Consider the following 24,598-nt stretch of genomic DNA (forward strand, 5'->3'; position numbering starts at 1 on the left):
CGTCAGGCCGCCCGGCGGGGGCGGTTACTCCTCCTCGCCAAAACGGCTGGCCAGCAGCTCTTCGATGGCGTCAAGCGCTGCGGCGGCGTCCGGCCCGCAGGCAGTGACCGTGACGGTGGTTCCCCTTGCGGCGGCCAGGGTCAGCAGACCCATGATGGACCGTCCGCCGACGGTTTCGCCGCAGCGCGACACCGTCACGTCCGCGTCAAAGCGCTCGACGGTCTGGACGAATTTTGCCGAAGCGCGCGCATGCAGGCCCTTGCGGTTGATGATGGGCAGCTCGCGCGAAAGGACGCCGTCGGGCAGGGCGGTCTCCTTGTCCGGTTGCAACGCTCACGCCCTTCTTATTTGCCCGCCAGCACGCGACTGGCGACGTTAATGTACTTGCGACCTGCTTCCTGGGCCTGCAGCACGGCGTCGGCCAGCGGCGTGTCCTCGCGGACGCTGGCCAGCTTGATCAGCATGGGAAGGTTGATGCCGGCGATGACTTCAACTTGGCTGTCGGCCATGCAGGAAATCGCCAGATTTGACGGCGTGCCGCCGAACATGTCGGTGAGGACGACCACGCCGCTACCGGTGTCAACGCGTCGTACGGCGTCCAGAATGTCCTGGCGTCGCGTATCCATGTCGTCTTCCGGCCCGATGGTGATGGTTTCCACCTGCTCCTGGGGACCGACGACATGCTCCAGGGCGGAGCGAAACTCGGTGGCCAGACACCCGTGCGTCACAAGCACAAGACCGATCATTTAGATTCCCATTTGCGACGCCAGTCCCCGGTGCCTGAGGGGCCGCTGGAGTCTCCAGAGGAGAGAATATTTTGAGCATAGCGGCCGTCCTTGCAAGCGGGATGCGACTTTTCGCCCAGATGCCCGACGGCTCCCCTACTGTAGCACGATCACGCGTTGATGATGTCCTCAATCGCGGCCAGAACGAGCCGGCTGCGCCGTTCCGCGCCGCCGGCGACGACGGCCGGAAGGGCGACGCCCTGAAACGTCCACGGCTCCTGCGCTTCAGGGTAGCGGGGCGCAGGAGCCTGCTGGCAGCGCACCACGAGCCGCAGCCGCGCCAGAGGCTCATGGGCCGCCTGCCGGACGCCGGCGCCGCGCAGCTCGTGACGGCCGGCGATGGCCGGGTGGGGCCCCGCCAGTATCCGGCCGCCCGCGACGCGCAGCAGCGTGCGGTCGTCGGCGACCAGTCGCGCGAAGCGGCCTGCGGCGGCGCAGGCCTCCAGAACCTCCAGCGCCAGGCTTGTCTTGCCCGCGCCGCTTTCTCCCAGAAACAGGACGCCGCATTCGCCCACGACGATGCATGTGGCGTGGATCGCGACCGCTTTTTCCACCGGGGGGGGCGGCTGGCTGGCGGCGGGAGGGTTCATCATGCCTCCACAGGCTGGTCACGCCGGCGCGCGCCGCTCACTGGGCGACCAGCGCCGGGAGCCTGACCACAAAGGTTGCGCCCAGCACCTTGCCTTCCACGTCTCCGGCCGCCGGCGCGCGCCGGTTGCGCGCTGTGATCGAGCCCTTGTGGGCGGAGACGATCTGGCGCGAGATCGACAGGCCGAGGCCGGAGTTCTGGCCAAAGCCGTGCGGGCGGTCGGTATAGAAACGCTCGAAGATTCGCTCCAGGGCGTGTTCCGGAATGCCGGGGCCGTCGTCCTCAACCCGGACCTCCACGTCATGGCGAAGCCGGCGCAGATAGATGCGTACGGTCGCGCCCTCCGGCGAAAACGAACGGGCGTTGTCCACCAGGTTGTTGATCACCTGTCCCAGCCGGCCGCCGTGTCCCATCACCATGAAGGCGTCCCGTCCAAGCGGATGCGGCTCCACGAACAGTTCGATCGGAGCCTGGCCGTCGCGGCGGACCTCATTGGCGATGCTGGCCACGCCCTCAACCAGTCCGGCCACGTCCACCGGCTCAGAGTCCTCGCGCGACAGTTCGGCGTCAAGGCGCGACGCGTCGGAGATGTCGCTGATCAGGCGGTCGAGGCGCTTCACGTCGTGCTGGATGATCTCCAGCAGGCGGCCCCGTGATTCATCGGTTTTCGCCAGCGGCAGGGTCTCGACGGCGCTGCGCAGGGATGTCAGCGGATTCTTGAGCTCATGCGCCACGTCGGCGGCGAAGCTCTCGATCGCGTCGATCCGGTTGTACAGCGCGGTGGTCATGTCGCGCAGCGCCCCCGAGAGGTGGCCGATTTCGTCGGCGCGGCTGGTGAAGTCAGGAATGCTCTGGCGGGCGCGCACGCCCCGGCGCACCCGGTCCGCCGCCTCCGCCAGCCGGCGGATCGGGCCGGCGATGGCCCCCGCAAGAAGGAACGACAGCAGCACCATGACCAGCGCGGCGATCAGGAACACCTGCAACAGGCCAAGCCGCTCCTTGGCGATGATCTGGTCGATGTCGCCGCCCTGGGTTGAAAGCAGCAGCACGCCGCGCACCGACTTCAGGCGCTGGATCGGCACCGCCACCGAAACGATGGTCTCGCCCTTGCTGTTCACCCGCACCACCGACGCGGGCTTGCCGGACATGGCGCTGACAACTTCCGGCAGCGAGCGGCCGTTGGTGGTGGTGAGCACCTCGGCGGGCAGGCCGGCCGGCCGCATCCAGCCGCGGACCTTCTCCCACAGCCTGTCGAGCCAGCCGGGCGGCTCGCGGGGAATGGGCGGCAAATCGAGCCGCAGCACGTCGCCGCGCACCAGATGGGACTGCGAATCAATCAGCAGCTGGCCTTCACGGTCGTAAACCCGCGCCCGCGTGCCGGTCGGAGTGACCAGGTGGCGCAGCAGCGGCGCCACCCGCTCCGGATTGATGGAGAACTCCAGCGGCGAGGGCGGTTCGTCGAGCGGCCCCGCGCTCTCCCCCGCCTGGAGCTGCAGCAGCTTGTCGGGATCAATCTGGACCGCGTCGGTTTCAACGGTGGCCGAGGTGGCGATGGCGCCGGCGATGATTTCGCCCTGGGTCAGCAGGCTCTGGACCCGTGCTTCGATAAGCCCTTCGCGGAACTGGTTGAGGTACAGAAAGCCGACCAGCAGAACCACCAGGCCGGCGAGATTGAGCATCACGATCCGCCGCGTCAGGCTGGACGACATGCGGGTGAGCAGGAGACGCGCGTACTGGCGCGCGCACGCCGGCAGGGAGAGCGGGGATTCGGCGCCCGTCTCCTCGCCGGCGTCGTCAGCATCCATCCCGGCTGCCTGCGCGGTCTGGCCGTGTCGGGAGCTGTCTTCCATCAGTTACCTTCCGGGCCGGCGGAGCCGCGCCGCCGCCATCCCGCCTGTCTCGCGCGCCGTCCAGGGCCAGCCCCCGCGCGGCGCGCGCCGGCGCCCCGCCGTTCCCTGCCGCCGCCGCGCCCTGTCGCCAGCCGGCCGTCAGACTTCCTTGAAGCGGTAGCCGACGCCGTAAAGCGTTTCGATCATCTCGAAGTTTTCGTCCACCGCCTTGAACTTCTTGCGCAGCCGCTTGATGTGGCTGTCGATGGTGCGGTCGTCAACATAGACCTGGTCGTCGTAGGCGGCGTCCATGAGGGCGTTGCGGCTCTTCACCACGCCCGGGCGCTGCGCCAGCGCCTGCAGGATCAGGAACTCCGTCACCGTCAGCGTCACCGGTTCGCCGCGCCAGGTGCAGGTGTGGCGCTCGGGGTCCATCTTCAGCGCGCCGCGCTCCAGCACGCGGGAATCGCTGTCGCGCATGGCGGTCTGGTCGCGCGGGCTGGCCCGGCGCAACACCGCCTTGACCCGCTCCACCAGCAGACGCTGGGAGAAAGGTTTGCGGATGAAGTCGTCGGCTCCCATCTTGAGCCCGAACAGCTCGTCGATCTCCTCATCCTTGGAGGTGAGGAAGATCACCGGGAGGTCGCTCTTTTGCCGCAACCGGCGGAGCAGCTCCATGCCGTCCATCCGGGGCATCTTGATGTCGAGGATGGCGAGATCCGGCGGATTGGTCTTGAATCCGTCCAGGGCCGAGGCGCCGTCCGTGTAGGTCTGGATCCGGTATCCCTCGGATTCCAGGGCGATGGAAACCGAGGTCAGGATGTTGCGGTCGTCATCAACGAGAGCGATCGTTGGCATTGTGAATGGCTGTTCCCGGATTCGCGCGATGGCCGCCCCGGCCACCTGCTGCTTTAAGTGGGTCGGATTGTGCGCTCCAACAAGGCCGAAACAAGGCGTCCAGACGGCGAACCCGCCGGCGCGGAGGTCCCGGGCCGGGCAGTCGTGGGGCCGGGCAGTCGTGGCGCCGGGCAGTCGTGGCGCCGGCCAGGCGTCCGCAGGGCGGACAGGGGGGCGCCGCCTGCGCCTGACCGCCGCCGGTGAACATGCGTTCGCAGACGGAGCCCTACCATAACGTTTTTCCAGGAAACTGGCCAGCGACGTTCGTATTGACCCGTAACGGGGGGAGACGGTGAAGAAATCAGACGCCATCGCCGAGGCGAAGAAGCTCCTGCGCGAGGCCCGCTACGGCGCGCTGGCGACCCTTGAGGCCGACGGCGCTCCCTGCGCCTCGCTGGTCAGCCTGGCCACGGCGGCGGACGGCGCGCCGGTGACGCTGCTGTCGTCGCTGGCGCGGCACACCGCCAATATCGACCGGGACAGCCGCGTCTCGCTGCTGCTGGCCAGCGTCGGCGGCGGCGATCCTCTGGCGTCGCCGCGGATCAGCATAACGGGCCGGATGGAGCCGGCCGGCGACCCGGCCGTGCGCCGCCGGTTTCTCGCCCGGAATCCGGACGCCGCGATGTACGCCGGTTTCAGCGATTTCCGGTTTTTCCGTATCGTTCCGCAGGGCGTCCGTCTGGTGGCGGGATTCGGCCGCGTCGTCGCCCTGGAGCCGGCGGAGCTGCTGACGTCGCTGGACGGCGCCGCGGATCTCGTGGCCAGCGAAGAGCGCGTCCTCGCCCACATGAACGCGGATCACGCCGACGCCGTGGAGCTTTACGCGGTGAAACTGGCCGGGCGCGGGCCGGGACCGTGGATCATGACCGGCGTCGATCCGGAAGGCATGGATCTGCGGCTTGGCGACAGCGTGGCGCGCGCGCCGTTTCCCCGCCGCGTTCATGACGCGCGCGCGCTCGCCGCGCTGCTGCGGGAACTGGCGCAGCAGGCCCGGGCCGGCTGACCGGCGGCTGCTGGCGCCGCCAAAGAAAAACCGCCCGGAGCGCATGCCCCGGGCGGCGTAACCGTCAGCGGACCAGACCGCCGCTCAGCCGGCCTCGGCCGCCTTCTGCCTGGCCTCCAGGTCCTCGCCGGTGACCTGGTCGACAGCGCGCATCGACAGGCGGACCTTGCCGCGCTCGTCAAAGCCGAGCAGCTTCACCTTGACCTTCTGGCCTTCCTTCACGACGTCCGTGACCCGCGCGACGCGCTGCGGCGCCAGTTGTGAGATATGGACGAGGCCGTCCTTGGAGCCGAAGAAATTGACGAAAGCGCCGAACTCGGTGGTCTTCACCACCGTGCCCTCGTAGATGACGCCCACTTCCGGCTCTGCGGCGATGGACTTGATCCAGTTCATGGCCGCTTCGATCGATTTCGGGTCGGACGAGGCGATCTTGATGGTGCCGTCGTCGCTGATGTCGATCTTGGCGCCGGTCTTCTCCACGATCTCGCGGATGACCTTGCCGCCCGAGCCAATGACCTCGCGGATCTTGTCCTGCGGGATCTTCATGGTCTCGATGCGCGGCGCATACTGGCCGAGCTCGCTGCGGGCGGTGCTGAGCGCCTTGGCCATTTCGCCAAGGATGTGCTCGCGGCCGGCCTTCGCCTGCGCCAGGGCCACGCGCATGATCTCCTCGGTGATGCCGGAGATCTTGATGTCCATCTGCAGCGCGGTGATGCCCCTGGCCGAGCCCGCCACCTTGAAGTCCATGTCGCCGAGGTGATCCTCGTCGCCAAGGATGTCGGAGAGCACGGCGAAGCGCTCGCCCTCAAGGATGAGGCCCATGGCGATGCCCGCCACCGGGGCGCGCAGCGGCACGCCGGCGTCCATCAGCGCCAGCGACGAGCCGCAGACCGTGGCCATCGACGACGACCCGTTGGACTCGGTGATCTCCGATACCACGCGGATGGTGTAGGGGAACTCGTGCTTGGGCGGCAGCACGGGGCGCACCGCGCGCCAGGCCAGCTTGCCGTGGCCGATTTCGCGACGGCCGGGGGAGCCCAGACGGCCGGTCTCGCCCACGGAATAGGGCGGGAAATTGTAATGGAGCAGGAAGTTTTCCTTGTAGGTGCCTTCCAGCGCGTCCACATACTGCTCGTCGTCAGCGGTGCCGAGCGTGGCCACCACCATCGCCTGGGTCTCGCCGCGGGTGAACAGCGCCGAGCCATGCGTGCGCGGCAGGAAACCCACTTCGGAGACGATCGGGCGCACGGTGCGCACGTCGCGGCCGTCGATGCGCACGCCGGTGTCGAGGATGTTCCAGCGGACGATCTTGGCCTGCAGCTCCTTGAACACCGCCTTGACGGCCTCCTCGGAGAAGCGCGGCTCCTGACCTTCCGGGAACAGGGTTTCGAACACCTTCGTCCGCACGGCGTCCACGGCGGCGTAACGCGCCTGCTTGTCGGTGATCTGGTACGCCTTGCGCAGATCCGCCTCGGCGATGGCCAGAACCTCCTTCTCGATCTCGGAGGTATCCGGGATCACCAGCTCGCGCGGCTCGCGGGCGGCGCGCTCGGCGAGGCGGATAATGGCGTCGATCACCGGCTGGAAATGCTTGTGACCGAACATCACGGCGCCGAGCATCACGTCTTCCGACAGCTCGTGCGCCTCGGACTCGACCATCAGCACGGCGTCGCTGGTGCCGGCGACCACCAGGTCAAGCGCTGACGATTCGCGCTCGGAAAGCGTCGGGTTCAGCTTGTACTGGCCGTCGATGTAACCGACGCGGGCGGCGCCGATCGGGCCCATGAACGGCACGCCGGACAGCGTGAGCGCCGCGGAGGCGGCGATCATCGAGACAATGTCCGGATCGTTTTCCAGGTCATGCGACAGGACGGTGACGATCACCTGGGTGTCGCAGCGCCAGCCGTCGGCGAACAGCGGGCGGATGGGGCGGTCGATCAGGCGGGAGACCAGGGTCTCCTTCTCGCTCGGCCGGCCTTCGCGCTTGAAATAGCCGCCGGGAATGCGGCCGGCGGCGAACGCCTTCTCCTGGTAGTTCACCGTGAGAGGCAGGAAGTCGACGCCCGGCTTGGGCTCCCTGGCGGCGACGGCGGTGGCCAGCACGGTGGTCTCGCCATAGGTGGCGAGCACGGCGCCGTCGGCCTGGCGGGCGATGCGACCGGTCTCGAGGGTCAGCTTCTGTCCCGCCCAGATCAGCTCTTCGCGTTGAATGTCGAACATGTACGCTCTTTCCATGGATAGGAGGTCCGGCCACCCCTAAGCCATGAGCAAGACGGCGGGAGGCTCGCGGGCGGGGGCGCGTCCATGCGCGCGGCGAGCATCCGGCTATCCTGCTCCGGCAAGGCCGGAACCCTGGGGCCTCCCGGGCCCCGTGCGGATCACCCCTGCGGCTGATCCCGTGTCATGGCGCTCCTGCGCCGGTGGCGTCGCCGCAGCGTCTCTGGCCCTTCGCCAGACGCCGGCGCGCCGGTTCATCTGCTCCGGTCAACGGGGAATTCTTGCAAACGTCCCCGTCCGGACTGTCGTGCCGCCCGGAATGGTCCGGGCCGGGCCGTCGCGGGCGCGTGCGCCGGATCACGACGGCAGATCGGCGGCCTGCGCCGCCAGCGGTCCCGGCCGGTCTCCGGCCGGGACCTTCCGGCGCCTTAGCGACGGATGCCCAGACGCTCGATCAGCGACCGGTAGCGAGCCTCATCCTTGCCCTTCAGATAGTCAAGCAGCTTGCGACGCTGCGAAACCATCTTGAGCAGGCCACGACGGGAGTGGTTGTCCTTCGCGTGGGTCTTGAAGTGCTCCGTCAGATTGATGATGCGCTCCGTGAGGATCGCGATCTGCACTTCCGGAGAACCGCTGTCGCCCGGCGACGTGGCGTATTCCTTGATGAGCTGCTGCTTGCGCTCGGGAGTAATCGACATCGGGATGTCCCCTTTCAGCTGGAGATGGCCCTGCCGGGATGTCGTCCAGCAGGGTCGGAAAACACGAAGCGCGGCGACGCCGCCAGGCGCGCCGTATGCCTCGCACTGGAGCGCTTATGCACGAAAGCGGCCGTCTTGGCTATAGTCCCATGGAGGGAAGGCGCCGGACCGGCAGGGCGGGGTCAGCGCCCCTGACCGGGATTGAAGATCCGCCGGGGGTGCAGTTCGCCCGCCTCAACGTCCGCCAGGGCCACCAGCCGGCCGGTGCAGAACACCGCGACGGTTTCGCCGGCCGGGGGAATGTCGTGGCCGCGCAGCAGCACGCTCTGGCCGCGCGCCAGCCGCGCAGCGTCCGAGCGGTTGACGGCGATGGCGGGCAGCTCGCGCAGGGCCGACGCCACCGGCTGCAGGGCGGCGTCCGGCAGGCCGTCGGCGGCCGCCGCGGCCGCTTCCTCGAGCTGCTGGAGCGTCACCGCATGCTCGAGCCCGAAGGGGCCGACCATGGTGCGGCGCAGGGCGGCGACGTGGCCATAGCAGCCAAGATCGCGTCCGAGGTCGCGGGCGATGGCGCGCACATAGGTGCCCTTGCCGCATTCCGCCTCGAACAGGGCGTGGTCTTCCGTGGTCCGCACCAGACGCAGTTCGTCGATGGTGACGACCCGGGGCTGCAGCTCCACGTCCTCGCCGTCGCGGGCGCGGTCATAGGCGCGCTCGCCGTCGATCTTGATGGCGGAGAACTTCGGCGGAACCTGCAGGATGGATCCGGTGAACCGGGGCAGCAGCGCCACGATCTCGTCATCGCCGGGACGGGCCGGCGAGCTGGCGGTCACGTGTCCCTCGCCGTCATCGGTATTGGTTTCCTCGCCCCATTTGACGGTGAAGGCGTAGGCCTTGCGGCCGTCCATAACATAGGGAACCGTCTTGGTGGCCTCGCCGAGGGCGATGGGCAGCACGCCGGAGGCGAGCGGATCGAGCGTGCCGGCGTGGCCAGCCTTGCGCGCGCGGAACAGGCGCTTCACCACCGCCACCGCGTGCGTCGAGGTCATGCCCACCGGCTTGTCCAGGATCACCCAGCCGTTGACGTCCCGTTTCCTTGGACGCGGCGCCACGGAAGCCACGATCCTGCTTTCTGGTTCTTCAGTCATCAGCTTTCCATCTGGAGCGCCGCGCGGCGGGAAGCCGTCGCGACATGCCGGCGAAAGAAGGCGGTCCGGTCAGTCGTCCGGGCCGGTTCCGGCCGGACGCTGGAGGTCGGCCTGCACCTTCTCGGACTTCATCAGCTTTTCGATGCGGGCCGCTTCGTCAAAGGTTTCGTCGCGCCGGAAACGCAGGTCCGGAGCGAATTTGAGATTGATCCGGCGGGCCACTTCCTGCCGGAGGAACTTCCTGTTGCGCTCCAGCGCCGCCAGCACCGGCTTCTCGTCACGGCCGCCAAGCGGCATCACGTAACAGGTGGCAAGGCGCAGGTCCGGCGTCATGCGCACTTCCGGCACGGTGATGAGTCCGCCGGAGAGGGCCGTGTCCTGGATGTCGCCGCGGGCGAGCACCTCGGCGAGCGCATGGCGGACCAGCTCGCCGACGCGAAGCTGGCGTTGCGAGGGACCGGAGGCAGTTGGGGCGGCGCGTCTGGCCATGTCGGATCATGTTCCCGGATAGGCGCGGCGCCTGCGGCTCCGCGCGCGAACGTCCGGCGCGCCGCAGGCTGTCGCAGGCTGTTGCGTCCCGCTCCGGAGCCTGCCGGACGCGCGAACCGGTCCGTTCAAAACGGCGCGCGGCGCGCCGGAGCGCGCCGCCGCCATGTTAGGTCTCACAAGGGTCAGAGCGTGCGGCGGATTTCCTCGACGCGGTAGCACTCCACCACGTCGCCCTTGCGCATGTCTTCGAAACGCTCGAACGACATGCCGCACTCCTGGCCGGAGGTGACTTCCTTGACGTCGTCCTTGAAGCGCTTGAGCTGGCTGAGCTTGCCCTCGTGGATGACGATGCTGTCGCGGATGATGCGCACATGCGCGCCGCGCTCCACAACGCCCTCCGAGACGCGGCAGCCCGCCACCTTGCCGACCTTCGACACGTCGAAGACTTCCTGCACCACGGCCTCGCCGAGCTTGTGCTCGCGCAGCGTGGGCGTGAGCAGGCCAGACATGGCGTCGCGCACGTCGTCGATGAGGTCGTAGATGACGTTGTAATAGCGGATCTCGACGCCGGCGCGCTCGGCGGCCTCGCGGGCCTCCTTGTTGGCGCGGACGTTGAAGCCCATCACCGTGGCCCTGGAGGCGCTGGCGAGGGTGACGTCCGACTCGGTCACGCCGCCGACGCCGGCGTGCAGGATGCGCGCCGTCACCTCGTCGTTGCCAAGCTTCTCGATCGAGGCGCGAATCGCCTCCACCGAACCGTGCACGTCGCCCTTGATGACGAGCGCCAGCTCCTTCTTGCCGCCGCCCTCGCGCAGGTCGCGCATCATGTCGGCGAGCGAGCGGCCGGAAGCGGCGCCGCGGGCGGCCAGCTTCTCGCGCCGCTGGCGGGTGCGGAACTCGGTGACCTCGCGGGCGCGGGCTTCATTCTCCACCACCGCGACGCGGTCGCCGGCCTCCGGCGTGCCGTTGAAGCCCAGCACCTCGACCGGCACGGACGGTCCGGCCTCCTTCAGCTGCCGGCCGTCGTCAGCCACCAGCGCGCGCACGCGGCCCCATTCGCAGCCGGCGACGACGATGTCGCCGACGCGCAGCGTGCCGCGCTCCACCAGAACCGTGGCCACCGGACCGCGGCCGCGGTCAAGCTTCGCCTCAATGACGCTGCCTTCCGCCGAACGGTCCGGATTGGCGCGCAGGTCGAGAATCTCCGCCTGCAGCTGCAGGCCCTCGAGCAGCTTGTCGAGATTGAGGCCGGTCTTGGCCGACACCTCGAACTCGAGGGTTTCGCCGCCCATGGACTCCACCACCACGCCGTGGCGCAGCAGCTCGTTGCGCACGCGCTGCGGGTCGGCCGTGGGCTTGTCGATCTTGTTGATCGCCACGATCAGCGGCACGCCGGCGGCCCTAGCGTGGTCAATGGCCTCAATGGTTTGCGGCATGACGCCGTCGTCCGCGGCCACCACCAGCACCACGATGTCCGTCACCCTGGCGCCGCGGGCGCGCATGGCGGTGAAGGCGGCGTGGCCGGGCGTGTCGATGAAGGTGATCTTGCCGCCGAGCGGCGAGGTCACCTGGTAGGCGCCGATGTGCTGGGTGATGCCGCCGGCCTCGCCCTCGACAACCCGGGTTTTGCGCAGGGCGTCAAGCAGCGAGGTCTTGCCGTGGTCCACGTGGCCCATGATGGTCACCACCGGCGGACGCGGCAGCTTGGTCTCATCCGGATCGTCGTCGCTGAACAGGCCTTCCTCAACATCGGCGTCGGCGACGCGGCGCACGGTGTGACCGAACTCCTCCGCGATGAGCTGGGCGGTGTCGCCGTCGATCACGTCGGTGATCTTGTGCATCTGGCCCTGGCGCATGAGCATGCGGATCACGTCAACGGCGCGCTCCGACATGCGGTTGGCCAGCTCCTGGATGGTGATGGTCTCGGGAATAGTGACCTCGCGCGACAGACGTTCCTTCTGCTCGTTCGCCGAGCCGCGGTTCATGCGCTGCATGCGGCGGCGGAAGGCGGCCACCGAATGGGTGCGCTCCTCGCCGGCGTTGTGCGCGGTGTTGATGGTGAGCCGTCCCCTGCGACGCTCCTCGCCGGCGACGGACTTGCCCGGCTTGGGCGCAGCCGACGGGCGCTGCCCGGGCCGGCGGCCGCGCGGTGCGTCGTCATCGGCGATCGCGGCGGTGCGTGCGGGCGCAGCCGCCGGCGCGGGACGCGCAGCCGGCGCTTCCGGAGCGGATTCAGGTTTGGCGGGCTCAGGCTGCCTGGGCGCCGCCGGCGGACGCGGCGACAGCAGGACAGGCGGCCGCGAACCGGCGGGACGCGGACGCGCGACGATGGCGGTCGGCGTCGCCGGGCCGGTTTCATAGCGCGGCGTGGCCTCGCGCGGGGCGGCGCCCGTCTCCGGGGCGCCGGCCTTGCGCGCGGCCTCCTCCGCAGCCTTGCGACGCTCTTCCTCCTCGCGGCGGCGGGCTTCCTCAGCCTCGCGGGCGGCGCGCTCGGCGGCCTCGCGCTCCTGACGGCGGCGCTCCTCCTCTTCGGCCTTGCGGCGCTCTTCTTCCTCGCGCCCCTTGGCGAGGGCGAGGGCGCGGATGCGGGCCTCGCGCTCTTCCTCGGTCAGGGTGCGCAGCACCACGCCGGTCTGGCGCTGGCCGGCGGGACGCCGCGGCGTGGCGGCGGCGGGCTGCGACGCCGCAGGGCGCGTCGCGGCAGGACGCGACGCGGCCGCCGGAGCCGCTTCCTTCGCCTCCCCGGAGACGGCGCGGCGCTTCACCTTCTCGACCACCACAGACTTGCTGCGGCCGTGAGAGAAGCTCTGCCTTACCGTTCCATGCTCGACCGGGCGCTTGAGTGACAGCGTCTTGTTCTGGCCGCCGCCGCTCGTCTTGTCGCCCGGGTTCTTGCTATCGCTCATTCCGTTCCTGCCGCTCGTACGCCGGATCGCCTGGTCCGCATATGGTTCGTGCAGGTGCATGGCGTTCTTCCATGCGCCTGTCAATCTGCCGGACATCAGGTTCAGCATGAACCGACCGACAGTTTCTGAAAATCCGCTTCAAGCCGGCGATGGCCGGCGCCGGCGGGAAGGTCTCCGTGCTCCCGGGCGCAAGGCCCTGGCGCGGGATGGGGGGATCACGCTGCAATCAATCGGGCGCGGTTTCGCCCGGCTGGTCGTCGGGGGCGGACGCGTCCTGCGCCGGCGATCCCCGATACGCGTCCAGCCTGGCCCAGCGCTTCAGAAAACCTGCAGTGGCCGGGCCAGCCTCCAGGGCAGCATGTATCACATGTTCCCCCCCTAATGCCAAACCCAAATCACGCGAGTCAAACGCATCGACGACCTGAATCGCCGGTCCGCCGGTCATCTGGCGGCGATAAATCGCCTGGGCGATTTTCCGGACGCCGTCCGGAGCCGCTTCGCTGGCGTGAAGCACCACGGCCGCGCGTCCCCCGCGCACCGCGTTTTCAACCTTGAGGAAGCCCGTAACCGCTTCACCTGCCTTATTGGCGAATGAAAGCGCCTGCAATGTGTCTTTTCGCAGCAAAGCCTCCACCTGGTCGGCGATGTCCGGGGAAACCGCAATTTTTCGCCTGAGCGCGCGGGCGAACGCGTTACGCCGGGCCGCTTCACGCACATGTGCGGCGGAAAGCCGGACCCACACGCCGCGACCCGGCAGTTTCCGCCGGATGTCGGGCACGATCTGGCCGTCCGGCCCCGCCACGAAGCGCAGCATCTGCTCCGGCGGCGCCGACTCGCGCGTCACCACGCACAGTCGAAGCGGGCCCTGTTCGTCGTCTTCCGGTCGTTTCGCCACGCCTATCCGTCCAGATCAGGTCGTTGCGGGGCGCGCCGCGCCCCGGGATGCGCCGGGACGGCGGATCCGGGCCCGGCCCGGCTCCGCCGGAACGCGCCGCGGATCAGCCGGCGTCCGGGGCGGTTTCGTCCGCGCCTTCGCCGTCAGCCGGCTCGTCCTCTTCCGGCTCGGGCTCGATCCAGCCGGCGCGCACGCGCGCGGCCATGATCATGTTCTCCGCCTCCACCCGCGAGACGTCGAGCCCGTCGAGCGCGCCCTTGTGGCGGATCACCTCGCCGTCCTTGCGCTCGGCCCAGCCGCACAGGTCGTCCGGAATCGCTCCGGCCAGATCCTCCACCGTCAGGATGCCGTTTTCGCCGAACGCCACCAGCATGGCGGTGGTGACGCCGTCGATCTCGCGCAGCTCGTCCGAGACGCCGAGCTCGATGCGACGCTGGTCGCGCTCCTGCTCCAGCCGGTCGAGATATTCCTGGGCGCGGGTCTGGATCTCCTGGGCGGTGTCTTCGTCGAAGCCCTCGATGGACGACAGTTCGCTGAGATCGACGACCGCCAGCTCCTCAACCGAGCTGAAGCCCTCGGACGCCAGCAGCTGGCCGACCACTTCGTCGACGTCCAGCGCTTCCATGAACAGGGCGGTGCGCTCGGTGAACTCCTTCTGCCGGCGCTCGGACTCCTCCGCCTCGGTCATGATGTCGATGTCCCAGCCGGTCAGCTGCGAGGCGAGGCGGACGTTCTGGCCGCGGCGGCCGATGGCCAGCGACAGCTGGTCGTCCGGCACCACCACCTCGATGCGCTCGCTCTCCTCGTCCAGCACGACCTTGACCACCTCGGCCGGCTGCAGGGCGTTGACGATGAAGGTGGCGTTGTCCAGGGACCACGGAATGATGTCGATCTTCTCGCCCTGGAGCTCGGCGACGACCGCCTGGACGCGCGAGCCGCGCATGCCGACGCAGGCGCCGACAGGGTCGATCGAGCTGTCGCGCGAGGTGACGGCGATCTTGGCGCGCGAGCCCGGATCGCGGGCCACGGCCTTGATCTCGACGATGCCGTCGTAAATCTCCGGAACCTCGGCGGCGAACAGCTTCGCCATGAACTGCGGATGGGTGCGCGACAGGAAGATCTGCGGGCCGCGGGTTTCGCGGCGGACGTCGTACACATAGGCGCGCACGCGGTCGCCGGGGCGGAAGGTTTCGCGCGGAATCAGCTCGTCGCGGCGGATGATGCCTTCCGTGCGGCCGAGATCGACGACCACATTGCCGTATTCGACGCGCTTGACGAGGCCGTTGACGATTTCGCCAATGCGGTCCTTGAACTCCTCGTACTGGCGGTCGCGCTCGGCCTCACGCACTTTCTGCACGATCACCTGTTTGGCGGACTGGGCGGCGATGCGGCCGAAATCAAAGGGCGGGAGCGTTTCGGCGATGTAGTCGCCGATCTGCGCCGCCGGATTGCGCTTCTGCGCGTCCGGCAGGGAGATATGGATGGCGTCGTTCTCCACCTGGTCGGTGACCAGCAGCAGGCGGGAGAGGCGGATTTCGCCCGTCTTCGGATTGATCTCCGCCCGGATCTCGGTCTCGCTGCCATAACGGGAGCGCGCCGCCTTCTGGATCGCGTCCTCCATGGCGGCGAGCACGATCTGCCGGTCGATCGCCTTCTCGCGGGCCACTGCATCTGCGATCTGCAGCAGTTCAAGCCTGTTGGCGCTGATGGCCATGAGCCTCTCCTTTTGAACCGTTGTCACGACAGCCAGGGGCGGAAGCGCTGGCAGGTTTGACATCTTTCGGGCGGCCATCTCTGGCCCGCGCCAGGTTTGCAGGTGAAGCGCCGCGGCGGAAACCGCGTCGCGTCCAGCTCCCGCGGCGGTCTGAACGGGTCAGCCTCCGGCAGGAAAATGGCGTCAGTGCCGCCGCCGGCGGGGCGGCGGCCGGTCCTCCGGCGGAACCGGCGCGTCCTCATCCGCCAGGTCCCCGTCATCGCTTTCGCCGCGCGCCATCCGCGCGGCCCGGTCGCGACGCAGCGCTTCTTCAATCACCGCGTCGGTCAGCACGAGACGGGCTTCCTGGATGTCCGCCAGCGGCAGGCGCGCCAGACGCTCCTCCGCCGGCGGGGCGTCCGGCCGCTCCAGCAGGACGTGACCGTCGTCCAACCCCCGCAGCACGCCGCGATACTTGCGGCGCCCGGCGACGAGGGCGTTGAGCTCGATGCGCGCCTCATGATCCGCCCAGCGCTGGAAGTCTGACACCCGCACGAGGGGGCGGTCGATGCCTGGCGACGAGATCTCCAGGTGATAGGCCCGGTCGATCGGATCATCCACGTCCAGGGCCGGGGAAACGGCGCGGCTGATGATCTCGCAGTCGTCGACGCTCATCGTGCCGTCCGGACGCTCGGCCATGATCTGGACCGTGCAGCCGTTAAGACCGGTCACCCTGACGCGGACGAGGACGTAACCCAGGTCCTCGATCACCGGCTCGACGATCGCAGCGACGCGCGCCGCGACGCCAGTTTCCGTGATGACCCGCCTGTCCGAAACATCGGTCATGTCGCCCGACCTCACCTGCGCCGGAGGTTTGCTCCCGCCGTCGGGCGGGCCAGCAGGCTCCGGCTAAGACAAAAAAGAGCGGACCCCGGCTGGAGCCCACTCTCCGGTTCGGTCCGTTTCCGGACCGTTCTGGAATGATGGAATGACCCATAGATAGACCCGGCGGCAGGCCATTGCAAGCGCGCCGGCCGCTCCTCATTCAGCCACGGGCGCGGCGTTGCGGATGAAGGTCAGGTAGCTGGGCGCGCGCCCTTCACGGAACGCCTTCTGCTCGTAGCGGGTCGTGCGCCAGTCGGGCCAGGGCAGGCGCCAGTCGTCGGCCTTCTCCGCCGGCCAGTCGAAATAGCCGGAGGCGAGCACGCGCGCCAGCGTCCATGCGGCGTAATCGTCGATGTCCGTGGCGAAGCGGAATTCGGCTCCCGGCTTCAGGGCGCGCGCCAGGCTGGCGACGTTCGCCGGGGAAATGATGCGCCGCTTGCGTTGCCGGCGCTTCGGCCACGGGTCCGGGTACAGGATGAAGGCGCGGCTGATCGACGCCGCGGGCAATCGCGGCAACAGTTCCGCCGCGTCGGCGTCATGGAGCGCCAGCCGGGACGGATCCGGATCGCCGGCCAGCAGCTTGGCCATGCCGTTGATGAACGGCTCGCAGCCGATGAAGCCAACCTCCGGGTTGCGCTGCATCTGGTGCAGCAGGTGCTCGCCGCCGCCAAAGCCGATTTCCAGCCAGACCTCGCGGACCTTGCCCGCGAACAGGCTGTTGACGTCGGTCACCGGGCCGGGCGCGACGCGCAGGCGCGGCAGCGTCTCTTCCATCAGGCGCGCCTGATGCCCGCGCAGCGGATGCCCCTTCCTGCGCCCGTAAAACGATCCGGAGCGATACTGTTCCGTAGCCATCTGAAATCCGCAGTGAAGCATTCCCTGAACAGGACGAAACGCCGTTCAGGGCAGGCGCCCGGGCGAAGGGACCCAGGCGGTGAACGCAACGTCGCGCGCCCTTGTCGAGGCCGCCGTCCCGGGGCCTTCGCGCGGGGCCCGTGAGGGCGCCGTCGCCGCGCGCCGTTGCGCCGAAAGCAAACGCCGCCCCGGCTGAGGCGGCGTCGCGATTCAGGGATGGCCCCGTTCTGGTCAGCCGGCGACCGCCTCGCGGATGGTCTCGGCGAGGTCGGTCTTTTCCCAGGAGAAGCCGCCGTCCGCCTCCGGCGGGCGGCCGAAATGGCCATAAGCGGCGGTGCGGGCGTAAATCGGCCGGTTAAGCGCCAGATGCTGGCGGATGCCGCGCGGCGTCAGGTCCATCACCTCCAGCAGCACTTTTTCCAGCCTGGCTTCATCCGCCTGCCCGGTGCCGTGCAGGTCGACGTACAGCGACAGCGGCCGCGACACGCCGATGGCGTAAGAGAGCTGGATGGTGCAGCGATCCGCGAGACCCGCCGCCACCACGTTCTTGGCGAGGTAACGCGCGGCGTAGGCGGCCGAACGGTCCACCTTGGTGGGATCCTTGCCGGAGAAGGCGCCGCCGCCGTGGGGCGCCGCGCCGCCATAGGTGTCGACGATGATCTTGCGGCCGGTGAGGCCGCAGTCGCCGTCCGGACCGCCGATGACGAACTTGCCGGTGGGATTGACGTGCCAGATCGTCTGGTCGGTGATCCAGCCCCCGGGAAGCGACTCGCGGACGTAGGGCTCGATGATCGCCCGCACGTCGTGCGAGGTGAGGCTCTCGTCCATGTGCTGGGTCGAGACGACGATCTCGGTGACGCCCACCGGCCTGCCGTTCTCATACCGGACGGTGACCTGGCTCTTGGCGTCCGGACCAAGCACGCCTGATTCACCGGAGCGGCGGGCCTGCGACAGGCGCTGCAGGATCTTGTGGGCGTAATAGATCGGGGCCGGCATCAGCTCCGGCGTTTCCCGGCAGGCGTAACCGAACATGATGCCCTGGTCGCCGGCGCCCTCGTCCTTGTTGTCGCGGGCGTCCACGCCCATGGCGATGTCCTGGGACTGGCCATGCAGCAGAACGTCGATCTGCGCCTTCTCCCAGTGGAAGCCATCCTGCTCGTAGCCGATGTCGCGGATGGCCATGCGGGCGAGATGGGCGAGGTACTCGTGGGTCAGCGTGGCCGGGCCACGGGTTTCGCCGGCGATGACGACGCGGTTGGTGGTGGCGAGAGTCTCGCACGCCACGCGAGCCTCCGGCGCCTCCGCCAGAAAGGCGTCGACGATGGTATCGGAAATGCGGTCACAAACCTTGTCCGGATGACCTTCGGACACGGATTCACTTGTGAAAAGGTAGTTCAGACGCGACACCCGGGCCTCCAGACGAAATTCGCACGCAGGCTTGGGTAGGTTACTGTCTTCACGTCGTCAAGGGCCAGAGACGGAAGGATCAGAACCGTTCCTGTCCATGCGCCGGCGCGCCCGTCTGCGGCTGGGCGTTGGCGATTGTTTCAACCAGGGCCACGATCTTGCGGCGAATGCGCGCGTCGCTGATGCGCACGAAACACCGGTTGAGGTGCAGCCCCTCGGCGGTGGCCAGAAACTGGCTGACGTTGTCTGACGTGACGCCCTCGGCGAAGCCTTCGCCGGTCTGCGGGGCGGCCGTCATGCCATCATAGAAAAACGACACGGGAACGCCCAGCACCTGGGCGATCTGGTGCAGCCGGCTGGCGCCGATGCGGTTGGCGCCTTTTTCGTATTTCTGGATCTGCTGGAAAGTAACGCCGAGCGCTTCGCCAAGTTTCTCCTGGCTGATCCCGGCCAGCATTCGCCGCATGCGAACCCGGCTGCCTACGTACTGGTCAATGGGATTGCGGGCCTTGCTCACCGTCTGTCTCCGTTGGAGTCACGAACGCACGTCCTGACGACCATGGCGGCGGCCCCCAAGTTTGAGGGACGGCGCAGATAAAGAAAAGCAGAAAATCAGCAGAAAGGCGAAGAAAAAATTGCCGAGCCTTGTGTATATCGTTGTTGAGATTGCTTGAGGCAAGGCGGAATCAATAAAACCCGTCTCGCCGGGCGGGAGCATGGCGACGGTCCTGCCCCACGGATCCAGAACCGCTGAAATGCCGGTGTTGGCCGCCCGAATCAGCGGCAGGCCGCTTTCGATGGCCCGTAACCGCGCCTGGGCGAAGTGTTGCCAGGGACCGGGCGTGTCGCCGAACCAGCCGTCGTTGGTGACGTTGACGATGACGCCCTCGCGCCGGCGCGGAGCGCCGTGGCCGGGGAAAATCGCTTCGTAGCAGATGAGGGGCGTCACGGGCGGCAATCCCGGCACGGTAAGGCCGCCGCCGGGGCGCCCGGCGGTGAAGCCGCCCGGCACGTGCACGAACTGGCGCAGGCCAAGCGCGTCAAGCACGCCGCCGAAAGGCAGATACTCGCCGAAGGGCACCAGCCGCGACTTGTCGTAGAAATCGACGATGCGGCCGGCGTGATCCACCACCTGCATGGAATTGTAATAGCGCTCCGGCCGGCCGCCTGGCGTGTTCCCCTCGCCGCGCGCGGCCCCGGTCACCAGCACGGCGCCTGGCGGCAGCATGTCGCCGATGACCCGCAGGGCGTCAGGCGAATCGGCCAGAAGAAACGGGAAGGCGGATTCGGGCCAGAAGACATGGGTGACGCCGGAGGTCGCCAGCGGGGCGACGCCTGCGCCTTCCGTCAGCCGCACGTAATGGTTCAGGATCTTCTCGCGGTTCTCCCAGTTGAACACCGCGGTGTCCTGGGTAATTCCCGGCTGCGCCACGCGCAGCTTCACCCCGGAAACCGTGGCGGCGGGGCCGGCGGGAATGCGCATTTCGCCATAGATGAAAAGCGCAGCCAGCGTCGCGGCGGCGAGCAGGGGGGGCAGCAGGGCGCAGGTCCGGGCGCGACGCGCGGCGGCGCGCCAGTCGATGTCCAGGGCGGCAGGAGCGGCGGCGATGGCGACGGCGAGCACCCCGAGGCCGTACAGGCCGACGACGGAGGCGATCTGGGCCGTCGGCAGATGGGCGCCGAGCGCCATGCCCCAGGTGTTCCACGGGAAGCCGGTGAACAGGACGCCGCGCAGGTAGTCACACAGGCCGAGCGCGCCGGCGAAAGCCAGAATGCGCCCGGGATACGGCCGCCAGAGCCAGCCGGCGAGAGCGAAGCCCGCCGCCGGGAACAGGGCCAGCAGCGCGGGCAGGCCGATGACGCCCAGCGGCAGCGCCCAGGCGAATTCGTCCGCTTCGACCAGAAACGCGGCGCCGAGCCACCACAGGCCGGCGACGAAATAGCCGAACCCGAACCACCAGCCGGTGATGAGGGAGGGGCGAAGCATGCCTGCCCCCGCGCGCCGAAGGCGCTCGGCGTCAAGCAGCCATACGGCGACGGTCATGGCCACGACAAGGGCTGGAAAGAGGCCCAGGGGAGGCAAGGCGAGCGCGCCCGTCGCGCCGGCGAGGCAGGCGATCGCCCGGCGTAACCAGGCGGGCGCCGCCGCCAGTCGATGCGCAAGCGGAGCCATTACGGACGGTCGGCGACGTCTGGGCCGCTCACGCCGGCGGAATGGCCCGCGCCGGCGTTCCGGTGAATGCGTATGCGCTTCAGGCGCCGCGGATCAGCCTCCAGCACCTCGAACACGAGGTCAAAGGGGCCTTCGATGAATTCGCCGGCAGCCGGTATCCGTCCCGCCATATGCGCGACCAGACCGCCGAGCGTGTCAATTTCGTCGGCGAATTCCGACTCCGCCAGCGGCACGCCGAGGGCGCGCGAGATCTCCTCAAGGCTGGCGCGCGCGTTGGCCTCCACGGCGCCGTTCTCGCCGGCCGCGATCATCGGCCCTGCATGGAAATCGTGCTCGTCCTCGATGTCGCCCACGATCAGCTCGACGACGTCCTCCATGGAGACGAGGCCGTCGGTGCCGCCATACTCGTCAATGACCAGCGCCATGTGCGTGCGGCTGGACTGCATGCGGGCCAGCAGGTCGGCGGCGGGCATGGACGGCGGCACGTAAAGCACCGGCCGCAGCAGGTTGGCGTCCTTCAGCGAGACCGAAAGATCGATGGCCGCGAAGGCCGGCGCTTCGCCGCCGTCATGCGGCGTGCAGCTGGCGAGGTAATCGAGAAAGTCGCGGATATGGACCATGCCGCGCGGGTCATCCAGCGACTCGCCGTATACGGGCAGACGGGAGTGGCCGGCCGAGCGGAACAGGGCCAGCGCGTCGGCGAGGCTGGCGTCCTCGCGAATGGCGACGATGTCGGCGCGCGGCACCATCGCGTCCTCAACGCGCATTTCGTTAAGCGCCAGCACGTTGCGCAACAGCGCCCGTTCAGTCGGGGAGAATTCGCCGGTCGGCGCGCTATGCTCCAGAACGTCTTCCAGCTCGTCGCGGACGGAGCCGCCGCGGTGGCGGCCGAGGGCCAGCAGCCGTTCATACCAGCGCGGCGCGTCGTGTTTCGCCGCTCCGTGAGAGGATCGTCCGGAATGTGAACTTCGGTCCTCGTTCATGCTCGCTCCGCCCTCCGGGACGGGTCATCGCCAGGTCCGGCGACCGTCGCATAGGGATCCGCCACGCCGAGACCCGCCAGGATCTGCACCTCCAGTCCTTCCATTTCTTCGGCTTCTTCGTCGGTCTCGTGATCGTAGCCCAGAAGGTGGAGCACGCCGTGCACGACCAGATGGGTGAAATGGTCGGCGACGGATTTTCCTTCTTCACCGGCCTCGCGCGCAAGCGTCTCCCAGGAAATGGCGATGTCGCCGCACACCGGGGACGTCGCCAGCGCCTCCCGCTCCGCCGCCGGCCATGACAGCACGTTGGTGGGCCTGTCCCTGTCGCGCCACGTGCGGTTCAGCTCGCGCAGCGTGGCGTCGTCCGCCAGCAGGATGGAGATTTCGGCGCCGTCCATCACCGGCACGCCGGTGCCGGCCACGGCGGCGAGGGCCGCGCGCCCGGCCAGCGCCGCGGCGTCCGGCAGCCCGTCCCACAGGGGGCTTTCGCTTACGACGTCAATTTCAGGGCGCGGGGTCATTCTGGGGTTCCGGAAACATGCTCGTCCGCGCGCCGGGCCGCCTGGGCGCGGGCGTCTTCCTCATAGGCGGCCACGATGCGCCGCACCAGGTCGTGACGCACCACGTCCCCTTCCGAGAAGCGGACATGCCCGACGCCCTCGACCTCGCGCAGGATGCGCGACGCCTGCACCAGTCCCGACTGCTGGCCGGGCGGCAGGTCGATCTGCGAGGGATCGCCGGTGACGATCATGCGCGATCCTTCGCCGAGCCGCGTCAGGAACATCTTCATCTGCATGGTGGTGCAGTTCTGCGCCTCGTCGAGCAGGATCGCCGCACGCGAGAGCGTGCGGCCGCGCATGAAGGCGAGGGGAGCGATCTCGATCATGCCGGTCGCGAGACCGCGCTCCACCGTGCGCGCGTCCATGAAGTCATAGAGCGCGTCATAGACCGGCCTGAGATAGGGATCGATCTTCTCGCGCATGTCGCCGGGGAGGAAGCCGAGGCGCTCGCCGGCCTCCACCGCCGGGCGCGACAGGATGATGCGCTCAACCGCGCCCTGCTCGAGCTGGGAGACGGCGTGGCCCACGGCGAGCCACGTCTTGCCGGTGCCCGCCGGACCTTCGGCGATCACCAGCTCGTTGTCCTGCAGGGCGCGCAGATAGTCGTCCTGCGCGGCGTTGCGGGCGCGCACGCCGCGCTTGCGGGTGATCACCTGGCGAAAGTGGGCGGGAGCGGCGCCGTCGTCGGCGCCGAACAGATTGCCCTGCAACGCCACCTCCTGAATGACGCCGTCGATGTCGCCGGGCGTTATCATCTCGCCAGCGCGCGCCCGCTCATAGAGCGCGAGTATGACCTTGCGGGCGGCGGGCGCGGCCTCGCCTGACAGCGCCACCTTGTTGCCGCGGGCGTTGGCGATGACGTTCAGCCGCCGCTCGATATGCGCCAGATGCTGGTCGAACTGCCCGAACACCAGCCCGGCCAGACGGTTATCGTCCAGCGTGACGATGATCTCCGGTTGTGACGTCCGGGATTTCAGGGGCAGGCCGGACCGCCCCGCCGGTCTGGAGCTGCTCCAGTCGCGTCTTGAAGAGGAGAACGGGGCGTCGTCGTCACGTTGCATTCGCAATTCCTTGCGCCGCCCCTGAATATGGCGCCGCGGACGCCTGATGAAAAGCGCCGCCGCCCAACGCGGAGGCGCCCTTTACGCCGAGATAACGCGCACGCAGACTGCCGGCCGTCGCCTCCAGAACCTCCACGACGGCGACTGCGCCGAAGATCGCTTCCGGTGCCTCGAAGTGCACGCCCTGGAGATAGGGCGACTTGCCCGCCATCTGCCCGGCGGCGCGGCCCTTGCGGTCCACGAGCACCTCGATGACCCGCCCGGTCATGGCCTGGTTGAACGCAATGCGGTCGCGCTCCAGCGCCGCCTGCAGCTCGGCGAGGCGCGCCGACTTCACGTCCTCCGGCAGCTGGTCCTCGCGATCGGCGGCCGGCGTTCCCGGACGCGCGCTGTACTTGAAGGAGAAGGCGCTGGCGAAGCGGACGTCGTTCACCAGGCGCATGGTCTCGGCGAAATCGGCGTCCGTTTCTCCCGGGAAGCCGACGATGAAATCCGAGGAGAGCGCGATGTCCGGGCGGGCGGCGCGCACCCGGTCGATGATCCGCCGGTAGTCGTCCGCCGTGTGCCTGCGGTTCATCGCCGCCAGGATGCGGTCGGAGCCGGCCTGCACTGGCAGATGCAGGTAGGGCATCAGCTGCGGCACGTCGCGGTGGGCGGCGATCAGCTCGTCGTCCATGTCGCGTGGATGGCTGGTCGTGTAGCGCAGCCGCTCCACGCCGTCGATGTCGGCGAGACGGCGCAGCAGGCGTCCCAGGCTCCAGGTCTTGCCGTCCGGACCTTCGCCGTGCCAGGCGTTGACGTTCTGGCCAAGCAGGGTGAGCTCCTTCACCCCGAGGCCAACGAGGCGTTTCGCCTCCTCCAGCAGCGCCGCCACCGGCCGCGACGTCTCGGCGCCGCGCGTGTAGGGCACCACGCAGAACGTGCAGAACTTGTCGCATCCTTCCTGGATGGTGAGGAACGCCGAGACGTTGCGGCCTTCCGCGCCGTTGCGCCGCGCGGGCAGGGCGCGGAACTTGTCCTCGACGGGAAATTCGATGTCGATCGCCGCGTCGCGGTTCCTGGCGGCGAGCAGCTCCGGCAGGCGGTGATAGCTCTGCGGGCCGACCACCACGTCCACCACCGGCGCCCGGCGCATGATTTCGGCGCCTTCCGCCTGGGCGACGCAGCCGGCCACCACGACCCGCGTCTCAAGGCCCTGCCGGGCGCGGACGGCCTTGTTCTCGCGGATCCGGCCAAGCTCGGAATACACCTTCTCGGCGGCTTTCTCGCGGATATGGCATGTGTTGAGGATGACCAGATCGGCGTCGTCGACGCTGGGCGTCTCCTCATAGCCCTGCGCGGCCAGAACGTCCGCCATGCGCTCGGCGTCGTAGACGTTCATCTGGCAGCCATATGATTTGACGTGAACCTTTTTCACGTTTTTCACGTTGGTCAGACCACTTCCGGTTGGGCCCGGGCCTGTCGCGCCAGGGCGATGCAATGGGCGTCGCCGCCGCGCGCCGTCCGCCCGCAATCGGGGAAAGGCGCG

The 24,598-nt window shown here is 68.7% G+C and carries 22 protein-coding genes; 1 reads left to right on the forward strand and 21 read right to left on the reverse strand.

Annotated elements, in window-relative coordinates; translation table 11 throughout:
• Positions 1 to 24: 24 nt before the first annotated feature.
• The 5 genes from ACFFJB_RS12965 to ACFFJB_RS12985 all read right to left on the reverse strand — a co-directional run bounded on the left by ACFFJB_RS12965 (position 25) and on the right by ACFFJB_RS12985 (position 4,061).
• On the reverse strand, positions 25 to 330 hold the full coding sequence (locus tag ACFFJB_RS12965; RefSeq protein WP_376831835.1) for an HPr family phosphocarrier protein: 306 nt from the start codon (positions 328 to 330) through the stop codon (positions 25 to 27).
• Positions 331 to 344: 14 nt separating this feature from the next.
• Positions 345 to 746, reverse strand: a complete 402-nt coding sequence (locus ACFFJB_RS12970) for a PTS sugar transporter subunit IIA (RefSeq protein WP_376831837.1) — start codon at positions 744 to 746, stop codon at positions 345 to 347.
• Between the two features lie 149 nt (positions 747 to 895).
• Entirely contained in the window at positions 896 to 1,375 is a 480-nt protein-coding gene (locus tag ACFFJB_RS12975) for an HPr kinase/phosphorylase (RefSeq protein ID WP_376831839.1), read from the reverse strand.
• A gap of 37 nt (positions 1,376 to 1,412) precedes the next feature.
• Positions 1,413 to 3,179 carry a sensor histidine kinase gene (locus ACFFJB_RS12980; RefSeq protein ID WP_376831841.1) on the reverse strand — a complete coding sequence of 589 codons (1,767 nt, stop codon included), beginning with the start codon at positions 3,177 to 3,179 and terminating at the stop codon, positions 1,413 to 1,415.
• Positions 3,180 to 3,362: 183 nt separating this feature from the next.
• The gene (locus ACFFJB_RS12985; RefSeq protein WP_376831843.1) at positions 3,363 to 4,061 is read right to left on the reverse strand and encodes a response regulator transcription factor; all 699 of its coding nucleotides are present in this window, start codon (positions 4,059 to 4,061) and stop codon (positions 3,363 to 3,365) included.
• A 331-nt stretch (positions 4,062 to 4,392) separates the two neighbouring features.
• Between ACFFJB_RS12985 and ACFFJB_RS12990 the strand changes: the two genes are divergently transcribed.
• A complete protein-coding gene (locus ACFFJB_RS12990; RefSeq protein WP_376831846.1) occupies positions 4,393 to 5,103 on the forward strand; it encodes a HugZ family pyridoxamine 5'-phosphate oxidase in 711 nt (236 codons plus the stop codon).
• Positions 5,104 to 5,187: 84 nt separating this feature from the next.
• On the opposite strand, the gene pnp is transcribed toward ACFFJB_RS12990, so the two are convergent.
• The 16 genes from pnp to miaB form a co-directional block, all read right to left on the reverse strand.
• On the reverse strand, positions 5,188 to 7,323 hold the full coding sequence (gene pnp, locus ACFFJB_RS12995) for a polyribonucleotide nucleotidyltransferase (protein WP_376831848.1): 2,136 nt from the start codon (positions 7,321 to 7,323) through the stop codon (positions 5,188 to 5,190).
• A 425-nt stretch (positions 7,324 to 7,748) separates the two neighbouring features.
• On the reverse strand, positions 7,749 to 8,018 hold the full coding sequence (gene rpsO, locus ACFFJB_RS13000; protein WP_376831850.1) for a 30S ribosomal protein S15: 270 nt from the start codon (positions 8,016 to 8,018) through the stop codon (positions 7,749 to 7,751).
• A gap of 182 nt (positions 8,019 to 8,200) precedes the next feature.
• Positions 8,201 to 9,163, reverse strand: a complete 963-nt coding sequence (gene truB / locus ACFFJB_RS13005) for a tRNA pseudouridine(55) synthase TruB (RefSeq protein WP_376831852.1) — start codon at positions 9,161 to 9,163, stop codon at positions 8,201 to 8,203.
• A gap of 69 nt (positions 9,164 to 9,232) precedes the next feature.
• A complete protein-coding gene (rbfA, locus tag ACFFJB_RS13010; RefSeq protein WP_376831853.1) occupies positions 9,233 to 9,652 on the reverse strand; it encodes a 30S ribosome-binding factor RbfA in 420 nt (139 codons plus the stop codon).
• A gap of 182 nt (positions 9,653 to 9,834) precedes the next feature.
• On the reverse strand, positions 9,835 to 12,558 hold the full coding sequence (infB, locus tag ACFFJB_RS13015) for a translation initiation factor IF-2 (protein WP_376831855.1): 2,724 nt from the start codon (positions 12,556 to 12,558) through the stop codon (positions 9,835 to 9,837).
• A 226-nt stretch (positions 12,559 to 12,784) separates the two neighbouring features.
• On the reverse strand, positions 12,785 to 13,453 hold the full coding sequence (locus ACFFJB_RS13020; protein ID WP_376831857.1) for an RNA-binding protein: 669 nt from the start codon (positions 13,451 to 13,453) through the stop codon (positions 12,785 to 12,787).
• A gap of 103 nt (positions 13,454 to 13,556) precedes the next feature.
• Positions 13,557 to 15,167, reverse strand: coding sequence for a transcription termination factor NusA (gene nusA, locus ACFFJB_RS13025; protein WP_376831859.1), 1,611 nt, complete (start codon positions 15,165 to 15,167; stop codon positions 13,557 to 13,559).
• A gap of 183 nt (positions 15,168 to 15,350) precedes the next feature.
• Complete coding sequence (gene rimP, locus ACFFJB_RS13030) at positions 15,351 to 15,992, reverse strand: ribosome maturation factor RimP (RefSeq protein WP_376831861.1); 642 nt, start codon at positions 15,990 to 15,992, stop codon at positions 15,351 to 15,353.
• 195 nt (positions 15,993 to 16,187) lie between these two features.
• On the reverse strand, positions 16,188 to 16,886 hold the full coding sequence (trmB, locus tag ACFFJB_RS13035) for a tRNA (guanine(46)-N(7))-methyltransferase TrmB (protein WP_376831863.1): 699 nt from the start codon (positions 16,884 to 16,886) through the stop codon (positions 16,188 to 16,190).
• 231 nt (positions 16,887 to 17,117) lie between these two features.
• Positions 17,118 to 18,293 carry a methionine adenosyltransferase gene (gene metK, locus ACFFJB_RS13040; RefSeq protein WP_376831865.1) on the reverse strand — a complete coding sequence of 392 codons (1,176 nt, stop codon included), beginning with the start codon at positions 18,291 to 18,293 and terminating at the stop codon, positions 17,118 to 17,120.
• 79 nt (positions 18,294 to 18,372) lie between these two features.
• Positions 18,373 to 18,810: a helix-turn-helix domain-containing protein gene (locus ACFFJB_RS13045; RefSeq protein ID WP_376831867.1), complete on the reverse strand. Its 438-nt coding sequence runs from the start codon at positions 18,808 to 18,810 to the stop codon at positions 18,373 to 18,375.
• 18 nt (positions 18,811 to 18,828) lie between these two features.
• Entirely contained in the window at positions 18,829 to 20,466 is a 1,638-nt protein-coding gene (lnt, locus tag ACFFJB_RS13050) for an apolipoprotein N-acyltransferase (RefSeq protein ID WP_376831870.1), read from the reverse strand.
• Positions 20,466 to 21,449, reverse strand: coding sequence for a hemolysin family protein (locus ACFFJB_RS13055; protein ID WP_376831872.1), 984 nt, complete (start codon positions 21,447 to 21,449; stop codon positions 20,466 to 20,468). Before ACFFJB_RS13055 ends, lnt begins: the two co-directional genes overlap by 1 nt.
• Entirely contained in the window at positions 21,446 to 21,970 is a 525-nt protein-coding gene (gene ybeY, locus ACFFJB_RS13060; RefSeq protein ID WP_376831874.1) for an rRNA maturation RNase YbeY, read from the reverse strand. The genes ACFFJB_RS13055 and ybeY overlap by 4 nt, the downstream gene beginning before the upstream one ends.
• Entirely contained in the window at positions 21,967 to 23,070 is a 1,104-nt protein-coding gene (locus ACFFJB_RS13065; RefSeq protein ID WP_376831877.1) for a PhoH family protein, read from the reverse strand. The genes ybeY and ACFFJB_RS13065 overlap by 4 nt, the downstream gene beginning before the upstream one ends.
• On the reverse strand, positions 23,060 to 24,487 hold the full coding sequence (gene miaB / locus ACFFJB_RS13070; RefSeq protein WP_376831879.1) for a tRNA (N6-isopentenyl adenosine(37)-C2)-methylthiotransferase MiaB: 1,428 nt from the start codon (positions 24,485 to 24,487) through the stop codon (positions 23,060 to 23,062). The genes ACFFJB_RS13065 and miaB overlap by 11 nt, the downstream gene beginning before the upstream one ends.
• Positions 24,488 to 24,598 lie beyond the last annotated feature (111 nt).

It is taken from the genome of Camelimonas abortus, from assembly GCF_042432745.1.
Taxonomy (GTDB): domain Bacteria; phylum Pseudomonadota; class Alphaproteobacteria; order Rhizobiales; family Beijerinckiaceae; genus Camelimonas; species Camelimonas abortus.

Bases quoted from the DNA above. Each gene is read 5' to 3' on its own strand.
- pnp (WP_376831848.1), bottom strand. From the start codon at position 7,323: ATGTTCGACATTCAACGCGAAGAGCTGATCTGGGCGGGACAGAAGCTG.
- lnt (WP_376831870.1), bottom strand. From the start codon at position 20,466: ATGGCTCCGCTTGCGCATCGACTGGCGGCGGCGCCCGCCTGGTTACGC.
- rimP (WP_376831861.1), bottom strand. From the start codon at position 15,992: ATGACCGATGTTTCGGACAGGCGGGTCATCACGGAAACTGGCGTCGCG.
- rpsO (WP_376831850.1), bottom strand. From the start codon at position 8,018: ATGTCGATTACTCCCGAGCGCAAGCAGCAGCTCATCAAGGAATACGCC.
- rbfA (WP_376831853.1), bottom strand. From the start codon at position 9,652: ATGGCCAGACGCGCCGCCCCAACTGCCTCCGGTCCCTCGCAACGCCAG.
- ACFFJB_RS12980 (WP_376831841.1), bottom strand. From the start codon at position 3,179: ATGGATGCTGACGACGCCGGCGAGGAGACGGGCGCCGAATCCCCGCTC.
- truB (WP_376831852.1), bottom strand. From the start codon at position 9,163: ATGACTGAAGAACCAGAAAGCAGGATCGTGGCTTCCGTGGCGCCGCGT.
- trmB (WP_376831863.1), bottom strand. From the start codon at position 16,886: ATGGCTACGGAACAGTATCGCTCCGGATCGTTTTACGGGCGCAGGAAG.
- ACFFJB_RS13065 (WP_376831877.1), bottom strand. From the start codon at position 23,070: ATGCAACGTGACGACGACGCCCCGTTCTCCTCTTCAAGACGCGACTGG.
- infB (WP_376831855.1), bottom strand. From the start codon at position 12,558: ATGAGCGATAGCAAGAACCCGGGCGACAAGACGAGCGGCGGCGGCCAG.
- nusA (WP_376831859.1), bottom strand. From the start codon at position 15,167: ATGGCCATCAGCGCCAACAGGCTTGAACTGCTGCAGATCGCAGATGCA.
- ACFFJB_RS13055 (WP_376831872.1), bottom strand. From the start codon at position 21,449: ATGAACGAGGACCGAAGTTCACATTCCGGACGATCCTCTCACGGAGCG.
- ACFFJB_RS12985 (WP_376831843.1), bottom strand. From the start codon at position 4,061: ATGCCAACGATCGCTCTCGTTGATGACGACCGCAACATCCTGACCTCG.
- ybeY (WP_376831874.1), bottom strand. From the start codon at position 21,970: ATGACCCCGCGCCCTGAAATTGACGTCGTAAGCGAAAGCCCCCTGTGG.
- ACFFJB_RS12970 (WP_376831837.1), bottom strand. From the start codon at position 746: ATGATCGGTCTTGTGCTTGTGACGCACGGGTGTCTGGCCACCGAGTTT.
- ACFFJB_RS12975 (WP_376831839.1), bottom strand. From the start codon at position 1,375: ATGAACCCTCCCGCCGCCAGCCAGCCGCCCCCCCCGGTGGAAAAAGCG.